The following is a 15,018-nucleotide window of genomic DNA, read 5'->3' as shown; positions in this document are numbered from 1 at the left end:
GGGAGAAGCCGATGAGCTGGTTCAGGAGCAGACGACAGCTGTGGCTGGTCATCGGCGTGGTGACGGGTGTAGCCGTGCTCCTCGGCGGCGTGCTGATCGCGCTGAGGCCCGATCGGCAGGAGCCTCCCGGCACAGCCCCTGTCACGGAACAGACCGCGTTCTCCGTGTACTTCCACCGCGGCGACCCGGCCGCGGTCGTGGCCGTACCGCGCTCGGTGCCGAAGACCCAGATGGTCGCGACCGCCGCGTTGAACGAGTTGCTGGCGGGTCCCACGGTGGCCGAACGCGAAGCGGGCTACTGGTCGATGTTCGTGCCGGGCACCGCGAAGTCGCTGAAGAGCGTGCAGATCACGGACGGTGTGGCGCACGCCGACTTCACGGACTTCAGCACGATCATCCCGAACGCGAGCTCGAGCACCGGCAGCGCCGCGTTGCTGGCCGAGCTGGACGCGACGCTCAAGCAGTTCCCGACGGTGCGGTCCACCGTGTACTCGTTCAACGGCGACGTCGCGGGGTTCTACCACTGGCTGCAGGTCACTCCCCCGGACACGCCGGGCGACCAGACGGGCGCGGTGGCCGCGGGCAAGCGGTTCCTCGTCGAGGTCGCCGGGATGCGGACGGCGTTCGAAGGGCCGTTCCGGTGGACCGGTGACAACCTCGCCGAGGCGACGTACTACCCACCGTCCCCGAACGACAGCACCCAGCCGGTGAGGACACTGCCGACGGCGGTCGGGCTGTCACGCGCGGGTGGCCGGTGGCTGGTGACCGGCACCCGCTCGGACGTCATCCTGGTCGACACGCCGAAGACCGGCGAGGCGGTGTCGTCACCACTCGTCCTGACCGGACGTGCCCACGTCTTCGAGGGCAACGTGACGGTGCGCGTCGTGGCCGAGACGGACGGCGGCACGGCCGAGATCGCCAAGAGCTTCGTCACCGGCGGCGGCGGCGACGCGCCGGCCCCGTTCCGCGGTGAGATCACCTTCCCGCGGCCGGCCGGCGGCACCGGATGGGTGTTCTTCCAGGAGCACTCGGCCGCGAACGGCGAGGTCGTCCTCACCACCGCGGTGCGGGTGACGTTCTAGCCGGCGGTCTTCGACGCCTCGGCCAGACGTTCCTGAAGACGTTCCCTGACCTGGTCCGGGGTGTAGGCGGCGCGGCGGCGCTGGTCGCGGGCCACCAGCACACCGCTCGCCGCGACACCCGCGAACGCGGCGATGCCGAGCACCTTCCAGAGCTTCATGTGCCTAGGCTACGTGGTCATGGCGATAACCCTGGACGAAGCCGTCGAACTGACCCGTACCGGTGACGTGTGGGTGTTCCGCGGTCGCAGCGCCGCGGACAGGGCGATCCAGGCGATGACGAACAGCCCCGTCAACCACGTGGGCATGGCGATCGTGCTGGACGACCTGCCGCCGTTGATGTGGCACGCCGAGCTCGGCAAGTCGCTCAAGGACATGTGGAGCGGCACGCACCAGCGCGGCGCCCAGCTGCACGACCTGCGCGACGCCGTGGTGACGTGGCACGACAAGTACAAGCAGCGGGCGTGGCTGCGGCAGCTCGACCACCCGGTGACGCGCGAGATGGAGGACGCGGCACTGCGCGCGGTCGCCCGGCTCGACGGCACGCCGTTCCCCTCGACCGCGCGGCTCGCGTCACGCTGGCTGCGCGGGCGGATTCCGTTGCGGGACAAGGCGGACGCTACGCTGGAGAGCGCGTTCTGCGCGGAGATCGTGGCGGTGACGTACGCGGAGATGGGACTGCTGCCCCACCGCCGGCCGAACTGGTACGACCCCGGCCGATTCTGGAGCGGCGACGACCTCGACCTGCTCGGCGGCGCCCAGCTGGGCAAGGAGATCGAGGTCACCGTGTGAGGGCCGCGCCGACGAGCACCAGCCGCAGCGTGCGTTCGGTGGCGTCGGTGAGGAGCTCGGCGGTCCTGGCGATCGCGACGTCCAGCTCGACGGGCGCGGCGATGATGCTGGTGTAGGCGTCGATGCCGACGTCGTGGTTGACGCGGGCGTCGGCACCGATCGTGCCGGCCAGCGCGATCACCGGTTTGCCGTGCTTCTTCGCCCTGCGCGCCACCTCGGCCGGCACCTTGCCGTGCGGGGTCTGGCCGTCGATGGCGCCCTCCGCGGTGATGACGAGGTCGGCGAACGGCAGCCGTGCGTCCAGATCGGAGTGTTCGAGGATCACGTCGAAGCGCGGCACGAGGGTCGCGCCCAGCGCCGCGTGCAGTCCCGCGCCGAGCCCGCCGGACGCGCCGCCACCGGCGATGGTCCGCACGTCGCCGAGCAGATCCGCCCAGTTGTCGAGGGCATCAGAGAGCTGCTCGACCTGCCGCGGCGTCGCCCCCTTCTGCGGACCGAACACCCGCGCCACACCACGCTCGCCGCACAGCACGTTGTGCGGGTTGCACGCCACGGTGATCTCGACCTTGTCGAGCCTCGGGTCCATTCCGGACAGATCGAGCGTGCGGGCGTTGACCAGTGCCGCTCCCCCGTGCCCGATCTCGTCGCCGTTGGCGTCCTTGACACTGGCACCCAGCGCCTGCAACGCACCCGCGCCTCCGTCGGACGTGCCGGAGTCGCCGCAGCCGACGAGGATCCGGTCGACGCCGAGGTCGAGCGCGGCCTTGATGAGCTCGCCCACGCCGTACGTGGTCGTGCTCGCCGGATCGCGATGATCCTTCGGCACCAGCCTGAGCCCGGCTGCGGCGGCCATCTCCACCACGGCCGTGCGAGGTCCGGGACCACCGAGCAACGCGAAGTGCGACGGTACCGGCTCACCGATCGGCCCGGTCACGAACGTGGGGACGACCGTGCCACCGGTCGCCTCGGCGAGCGCCTTGGCCGAGCCCTCTCCGCCGTCGACGAGCGGCGCCTTGTCGACGATCGCGCCCGGCACGACCCGGTGGATGCCCGCGGCGATGGCGTCGGCGACGGCACACGCGTCGAGAGATTCCTTGAAACCGCTGGGAGCAACGAGAAAACGCATCATCGACCTCATTTCAGTGGTAGGCCGAGGTACGGCCAAAGCAGGACGGCTGCCGCGAACACGAGCAGCCCGGTGACCGGGGCCAGGACCGCGGAGAGCTTGAGCAGGTCCTTGGGCCGGTAGGCGTCGGCGAAGAGCGCGACCGGTTTCGCGGACGACGTGAGCGTGTGGCAGAAGCCGGCCGCCGCGGTGGAGGCGAAGGCGAGGGCGGCGGGGTTCATGCCGGCCGCGAGCGCCAGCGGGATGACGATCGGGATGAGGACGCTCGACCGGGCCGACCGCGACTGGATCACGAGGTGGGCCGCGAGGCTGACGCCGATGACGGTGGCGAGCAGCCGCAGGTCCGAACCGCCGCCGAGGTGGCCGGCGGCGAGGTCGGCGGCGCCGGACTTGATCAGGGCTGTGCCGAGCGCTGTGGTGGCGGCCATGAAGACCAGGAGGGACCACGGCACCTCGGCGAAGGCTGCTTTGAAGGTGGTGGTGCCGAGACGGGGTGCGGTGATGAGGAGGGCGCCGGTCAGGGCGGAGACCTCGGGTGGGATGTGGTGCCAGGGCTCGGTGAGCCAGGCGGCGGAGACTGCGAGGACGACGGTGAGGGCGGTCCACTCCTGCCGGGTGAGGGCGGGGGTGCGGCGGCGCCATGACTTCGCGGCCGATGTGCCGTCGGCGCGGGGCTGCTCCGGAGTCTCCAGAGGCGGCGGCGCGAGTTCGAGCGTCCGGAATTGTCGGTGCTGCGTGGGAGAATCAGAACAGGGGACCCCTGGGAGGGGACCCTCGCTCCGCGCTGCACCCACGAGGGCGGGCACGCGCATCTCGACGGTGGCCTGTTCCGCGGCGACCTCCACCTGCAGCGGCCTCGCCCGGTCCTCCCGCGTGGTGAAAAGCCACAACACGATCTCGGCCGTCAAATGCGCGCTCACCACGGCCAGCGGCACCCCGAGCAGCAGCCACCACCCGAAGCCGATGCCGTGCCCGGTCGCCGTCTCCAGCAGCGAGTTCGTGATCAGGTGCGCACCCGCCCCCACCAGCGTGGCCACCGCGGTCAGCAGAATCACCGACGGGAACAGCACGCCAAGCGCGCGCACGACCCGGCGGCGGTTCTTCAAACCCTCGGCCAGTGCGCCGAACACCGGGAGCGCCAGCGCCGCGCGGCCGGACGTCGAGGGCACGAAGAACGCCGACAGCAGCAGACCGAGCGACACCAGGTGGGCCAGGCCCCGCACGGTCCGGGCGCGGCCCACCAGCCACGTCGCCAGGCGGGTCGTCAGGCCGGATGCCGTCACGCCCGCCGCGAGCACGAACGCCGCGAGCAGCAGCCACGTCGTGGCGCCGCCCAGAGCGGCGAGCGAGGAGGCGGGCAGGACGCCGAACAGCAGCAGTGCCGCCACGGCCGCCAGGGCGACGAACGTGTCGTCCAGCGGCGTGCACACCCACAGGAGCACCGCCACCCCGAAGACCACCAACGTCAGAATCACGGGAACCAGAGTGCGCGGCCAGGCTGATCCACAGGTGAGGCGACGATGAAAGAGCCTTCATCTAGACGAGGCGATATCCCATCCCCCGCACGGTTTCCACCCGCGAGGCACCGATTTTCCTGCGCAGCGAACGAACGTAGACGTCGACCACATTGGACCCCGGATCGAAGTCGTAGCCCCACACGTGCGAAAGGATCTGCTCACGCACCAGCACCTGGCCCGGATGCCGCAGGAACAGTTCCAGCAGAGCGAACTCACGGGCGGTCAGGTCGACCGGGCCGGACGGCAGCACGGCCTGGCGGGTGCGCAGGTCCAGGGACAGCGAGCCGGACGACAGCACCGTGGCCTCGGGCACACCGGGTGGGCGCAGCCGCAGCCGGACGCGGGCCAGCAGTTCCTCGAAGCGGAACGGTTTGGTCATGTAGTCGTCGGCGCCACCGGACAAGCCCGCCACCGTGTCGTGCACCGAGTCGCGTGCGGTCAGGATGATCACGGGCGTGGCGACCCCTTGCGAGCGCATCGAACGCAGCACCGAGAAGCCGTCGATGTCGGGCAGGCCGAGGTCGAGCACGACCAGGTCGAAGGACGCGGCCCACGACAGGGCGTCCGCACCGGACGACACGACCGATGTGGTGAAACCGTTGGCGCGCAGGCCTTTCTCCACGAAGGAGGCGATGCGTTCCTCGTCCTCGACGATCAGGATCCGGCCGGTCATCGCGGTACCTCCACCACAAAAGTCGCTCCCTCGCCGGGAACCGAAAGCACTTGAACGCGACCGCCGTGGGCTTCCGCGATGGCTTTCACGATCGGGAGGCCCAAGCCGGTCGAACGGGAGAACAGCAACGACTCGTCACGCACGCCTGGACCGGAATCGGCCACCCAGAAGGAAACTACACCATCCACAGAGGACCCGAAACGGATCGTGGAGCCGCGAGAGGTGTGCTTGACCGCGTTGGAGGCGAGCTGCACGAGAGCCTGGGTCACGCGTTGGGGATCGAGCACCGCCTCGCCCTCCGCGATCGACTCCAGCACCCAGCGACGATCCCCCAGCGCGCGCAGCTTCGCGTCGATGTCGCTGGTCAGCTCGGGGAGGCTGGTGGGCACCGGGCGCAGGAAGTCCGGGCGTTCGGACTTCACCAGCAGCAACAGGTCCTCCACCAGGCGGGCCATGCGGTCGAGCTCGTCGGTGCACAGACGGACGACTGCGGCGCGTTCGGACGGGTCGTCTCCCAGCAGTTCCAGGTGGCCGCGGACGATCGTGATCGGGGTGCGCAGTTCGTGGGAGGCGTCGTCGAGGAACTGGCGCTGCAGCCGGAAGGAGCGTTCCAGGCGGTCGAGCATCGAGTTGAACTGCTGGGCCAGCGCGGCGACGTCGTCGTTGCCGGACACCGGGATGCGGCGGGTCAGGTCGTCCTCGGTGATCTCGGCGGCGGCCTGGCGGACCATCCGCACCGGCGCGAGGATCACGCCCGCGACGAACCACGCGATCAGCGCGGCGATCAGCAGGCCCGCCAGCGACACCAGGACGAGCACCCGCAACGTCGAGTGCACCGGGGCGAGCACGCCGTCCTCGAAGTAGCCGGTCACGAACCACATGTCTGATCCGCCGGCGGTAGCGTGCACCTTCGCCCAGCGGAACGGGCCGGCCGGGGTGGACGCCACTCCCCACGGCGCGCTCGCCGACGTGATCGTGCCCAGCACCGCGCGGTCGTTCTCCAGCGCGTACGTCACCTCGGAGCGCTGCACCAGCACCTTGCCGGCCGGGAACACGGCGAAGTGCGCCTCGTGCTCATCCGGGTACTGCAGGCGCAGGTGGGCCTCGGCCACCGTCCGCGTGTCGCCGGGGTGGGTTTCGGCGTAGGTGCTGAACTCCGTCGTCTCCTGCTCCAGCGCGCGGTTCACCCGGTCCTCGACGTCCACGAGCAGGAACCGCCACACCACGACCACGACGGTCGCGAGGACGAGCGTCATCAGGCCGAGGAGCCAGCACATGATCTTCACGCGTGCGGGCACGTCAGTCGTCCTCGTCGTCTTCGAGCGGCGGTGGCGGCGGCAGTACGGAACTGGGCGTCGGGGTGTGGGTGGGCACGGGCGTGGGCGTAGGCGTTGGCGCGACTGAACGTCCTATCTGGACGTCGGGCGCGCGCACTTCCGGTGGCACCGGCCGCACCACGGTCAGCACGAGCAGCACGGCCGCCAGAGCGCACGCCACGCTGAGCACGGCCACGAGGACCGTGCCGGTGCGGGCGGACGGCAGCATGCGTCCGAGCCTGCCCGGCGATCCCGCGTCCCTCATGAGACCAAGATGAAGATCTCTTCATCTGTCCGCAAATCGACTGATAAATATCAGCCCCTTGACCGGGACAGGACGGCCCCAACACGATGAGAGCGGTCTCACCCTGGGAGATGACAACGATGTCACGACTGTTCGCGATCGTGCTCGCCCTGCTGTTGCCCGCCGTGCCCGCCACCGCCGCACCCACCGGCTGGACTGTCACCGGTCCAGGCCAGATCACCGCAAAAGTTGCCCTGACCAGCGGAAATCTTACGCTGGCCGTGCAGAGACATGGCAGAACCGTCCTACAGCCGGCATCCGTCGGCATCACGACGACCACCGCTGATCTCACCAAAGACCTGACCTTCACCGGCCGCTCTGACCGCGTTGTCATAGAGCGCTACGAGATGCCCCACGGCAAACGGCTGCAGCGCTCCACCCGGATGACCGAGACCAAGCTCGGCTTCCGCAACGCCGCGGGCAGCTTCCACCTGGTCGTCCGCGCCGCCCCGGACGGTGTCGCCTACCGCTACGTCCTCCCGAACGCCGCGACGGTCACCTCCGAGGCGTCCAGCTTCGCCGTGAACCCCGGCTCGAAGGCCTGGCTGCTGCCCTACAACGCCTGGTACGAGGCCAACCGCGTCCGCACGACGGCGGGCGAGGCCAGCGGCGACTTCGGCTACCCGTCGCTCTTCCAGACGGGCGACGACTTCGCGCTGCTCACCGAGTCCGATGTGGACGGCCGGTACGCGGGCAGCAGGCTGCGCAAGGCGGGCACCGGCTTCCAGGTCGTGCTGGCCGACCCGCAGGTCGAGTCGACGGGCACCACGCCGTGGCGCACCGCGATCGTCGGCGACCTGACGACCGTCAGCACGTCCACGCTGGTCGACGACCTGGCCACCCCCGCGCTGTTCAACGACAGGAGCTGGATCAGGCCGGGCAAGGTCGCGTGGTCGTGGCTGAGCGAGCACTCCAGCCCTGGCGACTTCGCGCGGCAGAAGCAGTACGTGGACTTCGCCGCCAGGCACGGCTGGGAGTACGCGCTGGTCGACGAGGGCTGGAGCGCCCAGTGGGTGCCGGAGCTGATCCGCTACGCCCGCGCCAGAGGCGTGGAGATCCTGCTGTGGCTGCGCTGGAGCGACCTCGACACCCCGCAGGAACGCGACACCGTGCTGCCCAGGATCAAGCAGTGGGGCGCGAAGGGCGTGAAGCTCGACTTCATGGAGTCCGACTCGCAGGACCGTTACCGCTGGTACGACGCGGTTCTGCGGAAGACCGCCGACCTGCGGCTGATGGTCAACTTCCACGGCTCCACCATCCCGCACGGCCTCGCCCGCACCTGGCCGCACGTGCTCACCATGGAAGCCGTGCGCGGCGCCGAGAACTTCCCGCCCGCCGCCAACAACCCCGTGCAGTTCTTCACCCGCAACGTCGCGGGCTCGATGGACTACACGCCGGTGTCGCTGGAGGTCGGCACCAAGGAGGCGACGATCGCGCACGAAACCGCGCTGCCGGTCGTGTACGAGTCGGGCTGGACGCACTTCGCCGACAAACCCGAGGCCTACGAACGGCATCCGCAGGCGTTGCGCTACCTCGACCAGCTGCCGACGGTGTGGGACGAGACGAAGCTCCTCGACGGCGATCCCGACACCCACGCCGTCGTCGCCCGCCGCAACGGCGACAGGTGGTTCGTCGGCGGCATCGCCACGCAGGACCGGACTCTGCGCGCACAGCTGGGTTTCCTCGGCGGCGGGCAGTGGCTGGTCGAGACCGTCCGCGACCCGGCGACCAGGGCCGACGTCGTGCGCGACCGGCAGGTGCTGCGCAACACCGACACCCTCGACGTCCCGGTGCGGCGCAACGGCGGCTTCGCGGCGGTCATCTGCCGCAACCGGCCGGGCCTGCAGACGTGCGACCAGCCGATCCGCCAGGTCCCGAAGACCACGCTGACCGTCACGCCGGCTGCACCCGTCGACGCCGAGAAGGGCTCGGCCTTCGAGGTCACCGGTACGTTCACCAACGGCGACCGGCAGATCCGCGACGTCGCGCTGACGGCCACCGCCCCCGAGGGCTGGACGGTGTCCGGTGCGACCGTGGAGCGCCGCAGGATGGCGCCGGGCGAGTCGATCACCGGTCGCTGGCGGGTCCAGGTCGGCGCGCAGAGCCCGATCGGGCTGGTGGACGTGCCGGTGGTCGCCACGTTCGGCGACGGCGTGCACGTCGAGCAGGCGGTCAGGGCGTTCGTGCCACCACCGGTGCCCGCGAACGGCGCGTACCTCAGCGATCTGCCGTTCATGAGCGAGACCAACGGCTGGGGCCCGGTCGAACGCGACCGCTCCAACGGCGAGAACTCCGGCGGTGACGGCAATCCGCTGTCCATCGGCGGCGTCACCTACGCCAGGGGAATCGGCGTGCACGCGCCGTCCGAGGTGTCGGTCTACCTCGGCCGCGGCTGTGAGCGCTTCACCGCCAAGATCGGCCTCGACGACGAGACCAGCGAGCCGGGTTCGGTGGCGTTCCAGGTGTTCGGCGACGACAAGCTCATCCACGACAGCGGTGTCCAGAAGGGCAAAGCCGCGGCGATCCCGATCGACGTCGACGTGACGAACGTCCGGATGCTCAGCCTGCGCGTCACCGACGGCGGCGACGGCCGGAACTTCGACCACGCCGACTGGGCGGAGGCCGCGCTGAAGTGCTGATGAATCGCAGACAGTTCCTTTACGCGACCGGACTGCTGACACTCGCGCCCAGCATCTCGCTCGCCCAGCTGAAGGACACGTACTACGAGGTGCTGCTCAGGCACACGAGATGGGCGGAGACGCAGTACGACCCGGTCGCGGGCCGCTACCGGCGCACGGACTTCGGGTTCGCGGTCGTGCTCGGCAACGCCGTTCTGCTGACGCGCGGCAACTACGACGCGGCGCTGGCTGGCATCGAGAAGGACGTGCTGCGTCAGCACACCCTCGCGACGATCAAGCACTTCGCCGCGAGCAACGTGCTCGCGGGCGGCACGGAGTGGGGCAACACCTTGTTCTGGGACACCACGTTCCAGTCGTACTTCGTGCTCGCCGCCCGCCTGCTCTGGCCCGACCTGGACGCCGCCACCCGCGCCGACGTGGAGACGATCGCGCGCGGCCAGGCCGACTACACGACCTCGCTCGGCACCGGCAACGACCCGCGCTCGGGCGGCTGGACGCCGAACGGCCTGACCGGCGGCTACCGCGGCGACACCAAGCTGGAGGAGATGGGAGTCTACGCCCAGTCGCTCGCGCCGGGACTGGCCTGGCACGGCGACGGACCCGGCTGGCGGGAGGCGTTCGGCCGCTGGAGCCGCAACGAGGCTGGGCTGCCCGCCGCAGACCTCGCCAATCCCTCCACAGTGGACGGCGTGCCGATCTCGGCGAACACCGCGGCGAACCTCCACGACACGTTCATCGTGGAGAACCACGGCTCGTTCGGACCGCACTACCAGTCCGAACTGTGGCGCACGTCCGGCCGCAACGCCGTGCACTTCCTGCTCGCCGGTCGTCCCCTGCCCGAGGTGCTCACGAAGCAACCCAACGGCGAACTGTTGTGGCGCACCATCCTCGCCACCATGAGCGACGCGGGCGAGCCGTTGATGCCCATGGTCGACGACCGCGAGCACCTGTACGGCCGCGACGTCATCCCGCTCGCGTTCCGCTCCACCGTGCTGCGCGACCCGATGGCGGCCTTCGCGGAAGCCGCGCTGGCGTCCCGGCTGCTCGCCTACCAGGCGCATCCGCCGGTGTACCGGCTCGCGAAGTTCTCCGGTGAGGCGAAGTACGAGCCGGAGGCACGGGCAGAGCTCGCGATCAGCTACCTGCTGCACGAACTCCGTCCGCCGGTGACCCCGGTTCCTGACTTCTTCGCACGTGCGGCGATCACGATCGACCACGGCGCCGACCCCGGACTGCTGACCCACCAGTCCGCGGCGGCGTGGGCGGGCACGGTGACCAAACCCGGGTTCACGAAGTTCGCCTGGCAGCCCGCGCACGACGACTGGCTGTTCAAGATCAGCGGCACCACCCCGATGCTGCTGCCACCCGCCACGGTCACCAAGCGCAATGCCGTGGTGTACCAACAGGTTCGCGACGGGTTCGACGGCACGGCGAGCCTGCTGGCGTTCGCGGACGGGTTCGCCGGCACCGCCACGCTGCCCACCGGGACGATCGTGTGCGCTCTCCCCCGGCCCGGCCGGGTGGACGTGCAGAACCTGGCGATGACGGGGATGCCAGGACTCACGGGTTCCCGCACCTACACCGGTGCTTCCGGCCGCGTGACAGTTCGCGCGCGCGAGGCCTTCCGAGTCGATGAGCTGACGTTCCCAGCCACGACCGCACGTCACGTCCGGATGGTCGGCGTGCGGCCGCATCCCACGTACGGCTATTCGTTGTTCGACTTCGACGTGGAAGGCGATCTCGCGCGCGGAAAGCCGACCACGGCGTCGTCCTTCGACACGGGCATGGAACCGGGCAAGGCCACCGACGGCAATCCGGTCACGCGCTGGGCGGTCGCACGGGCAGAGCGCGGCCGTGCCGACAGCTGGCTCGCGGTCGACCTGGGCGCTGCCACGACGGTGAGCCGCGTGCGGCTGCGCTGGGAGACCGCGGCGGCGGGCGCCTATCGCATCGAGACGTCGATGGACGGCGCCGGGTGGACGACGGTGGCCGAGCACCCGCGACCGGACCTCAGCACGGCCGGCTGGCTCGACGTGGACGGACGGGCGGGGTTCGTCGCACGGGCAGCCGATCCGATAACCGTGCACGGCGACACGATCAGCGTCCCTTCAGGGATCGTGGAAGGTTACGTTCGCGCCGATCTACGGGCTGTCGCCGCGAATCCGGCACCTCAATGCCCTCCATCAGTACAGGCGAGCACGGCAGACGGCTTCCTCACCCTCTTCAACCTGTCGAACGCCGACGTCACCGGCACCGTCCGCCTCCACGGCACCCGTCTCTACCGAGGCACTCAGCTGACCACCACCAACGGCACCGACTACGCCCTCACCCTGCCCGCCGCCACCGCACGGATCGAGCCACCGTGGTTCACCGCCCGACACATCCCCGCGGGCATCACGGCGATCGTGCACGACGGCCGTCGGGTCACGTTCCGCGGCGGCCCCGCCCGGTTCACGCTGACCCACCGCGACGGCACCACCATGTCGATCGTGCTCGGCCAGGCCGAGCGCACGGTGACCATGCCGCAGGCGAAGCCGTTCCCGTTGAACGACCTCGCGCTGGGCCGGGTCACGTTCCCCAACTCCGTCCTGCCGCCCGGCATGACCGACCCGGCCGCCGCGGTCGAAGGCCGGCAGAACACCTCGTGGACGCCAGGCCGTGACGGCCGCATGGTCGTGGACCTCGGGTCGGTGTACGACATCAGAGTCGGTCTGAAATGGACAGACGGCCCGGTCCCGCCGCACACCATCACCGGCAGCACGGACGGAAAGACGTACGGACAGGCAACCGTCGCCAGGTACGTGGCCGTCTCGACCGGATGGCGGCCAGGACACGCGTCGCTCAGAAGCCTCTCGGTGACCGGAGGAGATCCTGTTGGCTGACAAGAAAGCCGTGTGGCTGGTCGCGCTCACGATCACCGCACTCGCGACACCGGCAGCGCAAGCGGCGACCACCGTGTACGAGGCCGAACACGCCACCCGCAGCCAGGGCGTCGTCGAGTCCAACCACGACGGTTACACCGGCACGGGTTTCGTCAACTACGACAACGTGATCGGCAGCGCCGTCGAGTTCACCACCTACACCTCGCACGCCAGGCAACACGACCTCGTCTTCCGCTACGCCAACGGCACAACGACCGATCGGCCGATGGAAATCACCGTCGACGGCACGCCCACCACCGTGTCGTTCGGGAGCACCGGCGCCTGGACGACGTGGGCGACGAAGACGCTCACAGTGCAGCTGTCACAGGGAACCCACACGATCCGCGCCACCGCCACGACTGCAGGGGGCGGCCCGAACCTCGACTCGCTGACCATCGCGAACGACGTCGAGGCACCGCGCCCGCGTGACTGGTCGACGGCCGTGGTGGACTCGACGATCGCCACCCGTCCCGCCACGTCGCTCGGCCTGAGCTACACCGACACGTTGTTCCTGCACAGCGTGTACCTCGTCCACCGGCGCACCGGCCGCTACCTCGACTACCTCAAGGCCTGGGGTGACGCACGGGTGCGCGCCGACGGCAGCACCGGCAACCCTTACAACGATCTCGACAGCATGCTGGCGGGCAACATCTTCCTGGACCTCGCGCAGGCGACCGGCGAGGAGCGCTACCGGCTGGCCGCCCAGCGCATCCGCGACCGCATCGCCACCTACCCGCGCACGTCCGACGGCGGCCTGATCCACAACGTCGCGTTCACCGGTCAGCTGTGGGCGGACGGCGTGTTCATGGTGCAGCCGTTCCTCGCCCGCGCGGGCGACGTCGACACCGCGACCCAGCAGCTCTCCATCTACTACCGGCACCTGAAGAACCCGGAAGGCCTGCTGCGGCACGCCTACTCCGAGCACACAGGACAGTCACCCGAGGTGTGGTGCCGCGCGGTCGGATGGTTCGGCATGGCCACAGTGGACGTGCTGCGGCACGTACCGCGCACCCACCCGGCCCGCGCCGAGCTGATGGAGATCGTCCGGCACCTCGCGGACGGCTACCGGCGTTTCCAAAACCCCAGCGGCCTGTGGTTCCAGCTGCCGATCAAGCCGGACCTGACGGGAAACTGGCTGGAGACCTCGTGTTCGAGCATGTACGCGTACACGATCTCGCAGGCTGTGGAACAACGTGTGCTCAGCCCGTCGTACCTCCGGGTCGCCCGGAAGGGGTACCGCGGGGTGCTCTCCCAGGCCTCCATCGGGTCGGACGGGCGCACCGCGATCGCGGGCATCAGCGTAGGCACCAGCGTGGGCGACGAGGCCTACTACCTGCGCCGGGCCCGTGCGGTGAACGACTTCCACGGCCTGGGCGCGTTCCTGCTCATGAACGAAGAGCTTGGTTTAGGTCCTAAATAGTCGGCAATCCATTGACATGTTCGACGGATTGCGATCCGCCGCACGCGAAAGCGTGGTCAGGGCGTTGTGGGACGTGCCGAGGCTGCTGCGCCATCCCGTGTGGCGGAGCGCGGATCCCGGCCAGGGCAACGGACTGGGCGTCGTGCTCGTGCCCGGTTTCGGTGCCGGTGAGGCAAGCCTGGTGCCCGCCGGCTCGTGGCTGCGGGCACGCGGCTACCGACCGGCGAGCTCTGGTGTGGGGTTCACCGTCGGGTGCACCGCGGAGCTGCTGAAACGGCTCCTGCACAGCACCGAGAAGCACGCCGAGCACACTGGACGTCCGGTGGTGCTGCTCGGCCAGAGCCGTGGCGGCGGCCTCGCGCGTCTCGCCGCCGCCCGGCGCCCCGACCTCGTGCACGGCCTGGTGATGCTGGGCAGTCCCGTGCTGGACCCGTTGGGCGCGCATCCCAACGTGCTGCGCATCGCGAGGTTTCTGGCACGACTGGCTTCCGCGGGCATTCCCGGGTTGCTGGACGACGACTGCATGCGAGGGCCGTGCTTCGAAGAGCACGTGAAGGACCTCGCCGAACCGCTGCGGGTACCCGCGATCTCGATCTTCTCACGTTCGGACGGAATCGTGCCCTGGCAACTGTGTCAGGACCCGTACGCCGAGTGCGTCGAGGTGCACAGCACGCACACCGGCATGGGGTTCGACCCGAAGGTCTACGAGCTGCTCGGCCCGCGGCTCGCGGCCTGGGCGACCGGCACGATTCGCGCGTTCAGAAGCTCACCGTCCACAACGTCCAGCAGCCCGATCGTGCAGTGCGGCTGACGGCGCTTGTCCGTGGGAGAACCGGGGTTGAAGACGCGGAACCCGTCTTCTTCCTCGTCCCACGGGATGTGCGAGTGACCGAAGACGACGAGCCGGGCAGCGGGGAACCGGCGGCGCATCCGTGCCAGCCTGCCGGCCTTCTGCCCGCTGTCGTGGATCATCGCTACCGGCAGGCCCTCGATGTCGAACTCGGCGGTCTCCGGTGCACCCCACGCCACCACGTCCGGCCCGTCGTTGTTGCCGCACACCGCGATCACCGGCGCGTACTGCGCCAGCTCGTCCAGCACGGGAGCCACGCAGACATCACCGCCGTGCAGGATCAGGTCGGCGGACCGCAGGTGCGAGGCCACGTCTGGAGGGCACCGCTTCCAGAACCGCGGCGCGTGGGTGTCGGACAGCACGACCACTCTCACACCTGCA

At 69.8% G+C, this 15,018-nt stretch carries 13 protein-coding genes; 6 read left to right on the top strand and 7 right to left on the bottom strand.

Features of this window, described 5'->3' with window-relative positions:
- Positions 1–11: 11 nt before the first annotated feature.
- The gene (locus tag ABFX45_RS07215; RefSeq protein WP_346128497.1) at positions 12–1,082 is read left to right on the top strand and encodes a Gmad2 immunoglobulin-like domain-containing protein; all 1,071 of its coding nucleotides are present in this window, start codon (positions 12–14) and stop codon (positions 1,080–1,082) included.
- Here ABFX45_RS07215 and ABFX45_RS07210 read toward each other — a convergent pair.
- Positions 1,079–1,240: a hypothetical protein gene (locus ABFX45_RS07210; RefSeq protein WP_170155202.1), complete on the bottom strand. Its 162-nt coding sequence runs from the start codon at positions 1,238–1,240 to the stop codon at positions 1,079–1,081. The genes ABFX45_RS07215 and ABFX45_RS07210 overlap by 4 nt on opposite strands.
- A gap of 19 nt (positions 1,241–1,259) precedes the next feature.
- Between ABFX45_RS07210 and ABFX45_RS07205 the strand changes: the two genes are divergently transcribed.
- The gene (locus tag ABFX45_RS07205) at positions 1,260–1,871 is read left to right on the top strand and encodes a hypothetical protein (protein ID WP_109640158.1); all 612 of its coding nucleotides are present in this window, start codon (positions 1,260–1,262) and stop codon (positions 1,869–1,871) included.
- On the opposite strand, the gene ABFX45_RS07200 is transcribed toward ABFX45_RS07205, so the two are convergent.
- The 5 genes from ABFX45_RS07200 to ABFX45_RS07180 all read right to left on the bottom strand — a co-directional run bounded on the left by ABFX45_RS07200 (position 1,861) and on the right by ABFX45_RS07180 (position 6,768).
- On the bottom strand, positions 1,861–2,997 hold the full coding sequence (locus ABFX45_RS07200; protein WP_109640360.1) for a glycerate kinase family protein: 1,137 nt from the start codon (positions 2,995–2,997) through the stop codon (positions 1,861–1,863). The two genes, ABFX45_RS07205 and ABFX45_RS07200, sit on opposite strands and share 11 nt — an antisense overlap.
- 8 nt (positions 2,998–3,005) lie before the next feature.
- The gene (locus tag ABFX45_RS07195; protein WP_170155203.1) at positions 3,006–4,472 is read right to left on the bottom strand and encodes an SLC13 family permease; all 1,467 of its coding nucleotides are present in this window, start codon (positions 4,470–4,472) and stop codon (positions 3,006–3,008) included.
- Between the two features lie 61 nt (positions 4,473–4,533).
- Entirely contained in the window at positions 4,534–5,187 is a 654-nt protein-coding gene (locus ABFX45_RS07190) for a response regulator transcription factor (RefSeq protein WP_346128494.1), read from the bottom strand.
- The gene (locus ABFX45_RS07185; RefSeq protein ID WP_233440074.1) at positions 5,184–6,485 is read right to left on the bottom strand and encodes a sensor histidine kinase; all 1,302 of its coding nucleotides are present in this window, start codon (positions 6,483–6,485) and stop codon (positions 5,184–5,186) included. The genes ABFX45_RS07190 and ABFX45_RS07185 overlap by 4 nt, the downstream gene beginning before the upstream one ends.
- Before the next feature lies 1 nt (position 6,486).
- Positions 6,487–6,768 (bottom strand): hypothetical protein, encoded by a 282-nt coding sequence (locus ABFX45_RS07180; RefSeq protein WP_346128492.1) that lies wholly within the window; start codon positions 6,766–6,768, stop codon positions 6,487–6,489.
- Between the two features lie 119 nt (positions 6,769–6,887).
- On the opposite strand from ABFX45_RS07180, the gene ABFX45_RS07175 reads away from it, so the two are divergent.
- From ABFX45_RS07175 to ABFX45_RS07160, 4 genes are read left to right on the top strand one after another with little or no spacing between them, the layout of a single operon-like run.
- Positions 6,888–9,446, top strand: coding sequence for an NPCBM/NEW2 domain-containing protein (locus ABFX45_RS07175; RefSeq protein WP_346128490.1), 2,559 nt, complete (start codon positions 6,888–6,890; stop codon positions 9,444–9,446).
- Entirely contained in the window at positions 9,446–12,328 is a 2,883-nt protein-coding gene (locus tag ABFX45_RS07170) for a discoidin domain-containing protein (RefSeq protein ID WP_346128488.1), read from the top strand. Before ABFX45_RS07175 ends, ABFX45_RS07170 begins: the two co-directional genes overlap by 1 nt.
- Positions 12,321–13,787 (top strand): glycoside hydrolase family 88 protein, encoded by a 1,467-nt coding sequence (locus ABFX45_RS07165; protein WP_346128486.1) that lies wholly within the window; start codon positions 12,321–12,323, stop codon positions 13,785–13,787. Before ABFX45_RS07170 ends, ABFX45_RS07165 begins: the two co-directional genes overlap by 8 nt.
- Before the next feature lie 16 nt (positions 13,788–13,803).
- A complete protein-coding gene (locus ABFX45_RS07160) occupies positions 13,804–14,598 on the top strand; it encodes an alpha/beta fold hydrolase (protein WP_346128484.1) in 795 nt (264 codons plus the stop codon).
- Here the strand turns inward: ABFX45_RS07160 and ABFX45_RS07155 are convergent.
- Positions 14,490–15,011, bottom strand: a complete 522-nt coding sequence (locus ABFX45_RS07155) for a metallophosphoesterase family protein (protein ID WP_346128482.1) — start codon at positions 15,009–15,011, stop codon at positions 14,490–14,492. The two genes, ABFX45_RS07160 and ABFX45_RS07155, sit on opposite strands and share 109 nt — an antisense overlap.
- Positions 15,012–15,018: the final 7 nt, after the last annotated feature.

It is taken from the genome of Lentzea roselyniae (assembly GCF_039537795.1).
In the GTDB taxonomy this organism is placed as follows: domain Bacteria; phylum Actinomycetota; class Actinomycetes; order Mycobacteriales; family Pseudonocardiaceae; genus Lentzea; species Lentzea atacamensis.
The sequence above is the reverse complement of the archived record's forward strand: the minus strand, read 5'-3'. Positions and strand labels throughout refer to the sequence as shown.

Coding starts and splice junctions, on each gene's coding strand:
- ABFX45_RS07215 (WP_346128497.1), top strand. CDS start 12: ATGAGCTGGTTCAGGAGCAGACGACAGCTGTGGCTGGTCATCGGCGTG.
- ABFX45_RS07210 (WP_170155202.1), bottom strand. CDS start 1,240: ATGAAGCTCTGGAAGGTGCTCGGCATCGCCGCGTTCGCGGGTGTCGCG.
- ABFX45_RS07205 (WP_109640158.1), top strand. CDS start 1,260: ATGGCGATAACCCTGGACGAAGCCGTCGAACTGACCCGTACCGGTGAC.
- ABFX45_RS07200 (WP_109640360.1), bottom strand. CDS start 2,997: ATGCGTTTTCTCGTTGCTCCCAGCGGTTTCAAGGAATCTCTCGACGCG.
- ABFX45_RS07190 (WP_346128494.1), bottom strand. CDS start 5,187: ATGACCGGCCGGATCCTGATCGTCGAGGACGAGGAACGCATCGCCTCC.
- ABFX45_RS07180 (WP_346128492.1), bottom strand. CDS start 6,768: ATGAGGGACGCGGGATCGCCGGGCAGGCTCGGACGCATGCTGCCGTCC.
- ABFX45_RS07175 (WP_346128490.1), top strand. CDS start 6,888: ATGTCACGACTGTTCGCGATCGTGCTCGCCCTGCTGTTGCCCGCCGTG.
- ABFX45_RS07170 (WP_346128488.1), top strand. CDS start 9,446: ATGAATCGCAGACAGTTCCTTTACGCGACCGGACTGCTGACACTCGCG.
- ABFX45_RS07160 (WP_346128484.1), top strand. CDS start 13,804: ATGTTCGACGGATTGCGATCCGCCGCACGCGAAAGCGTGGTCAGGGCG.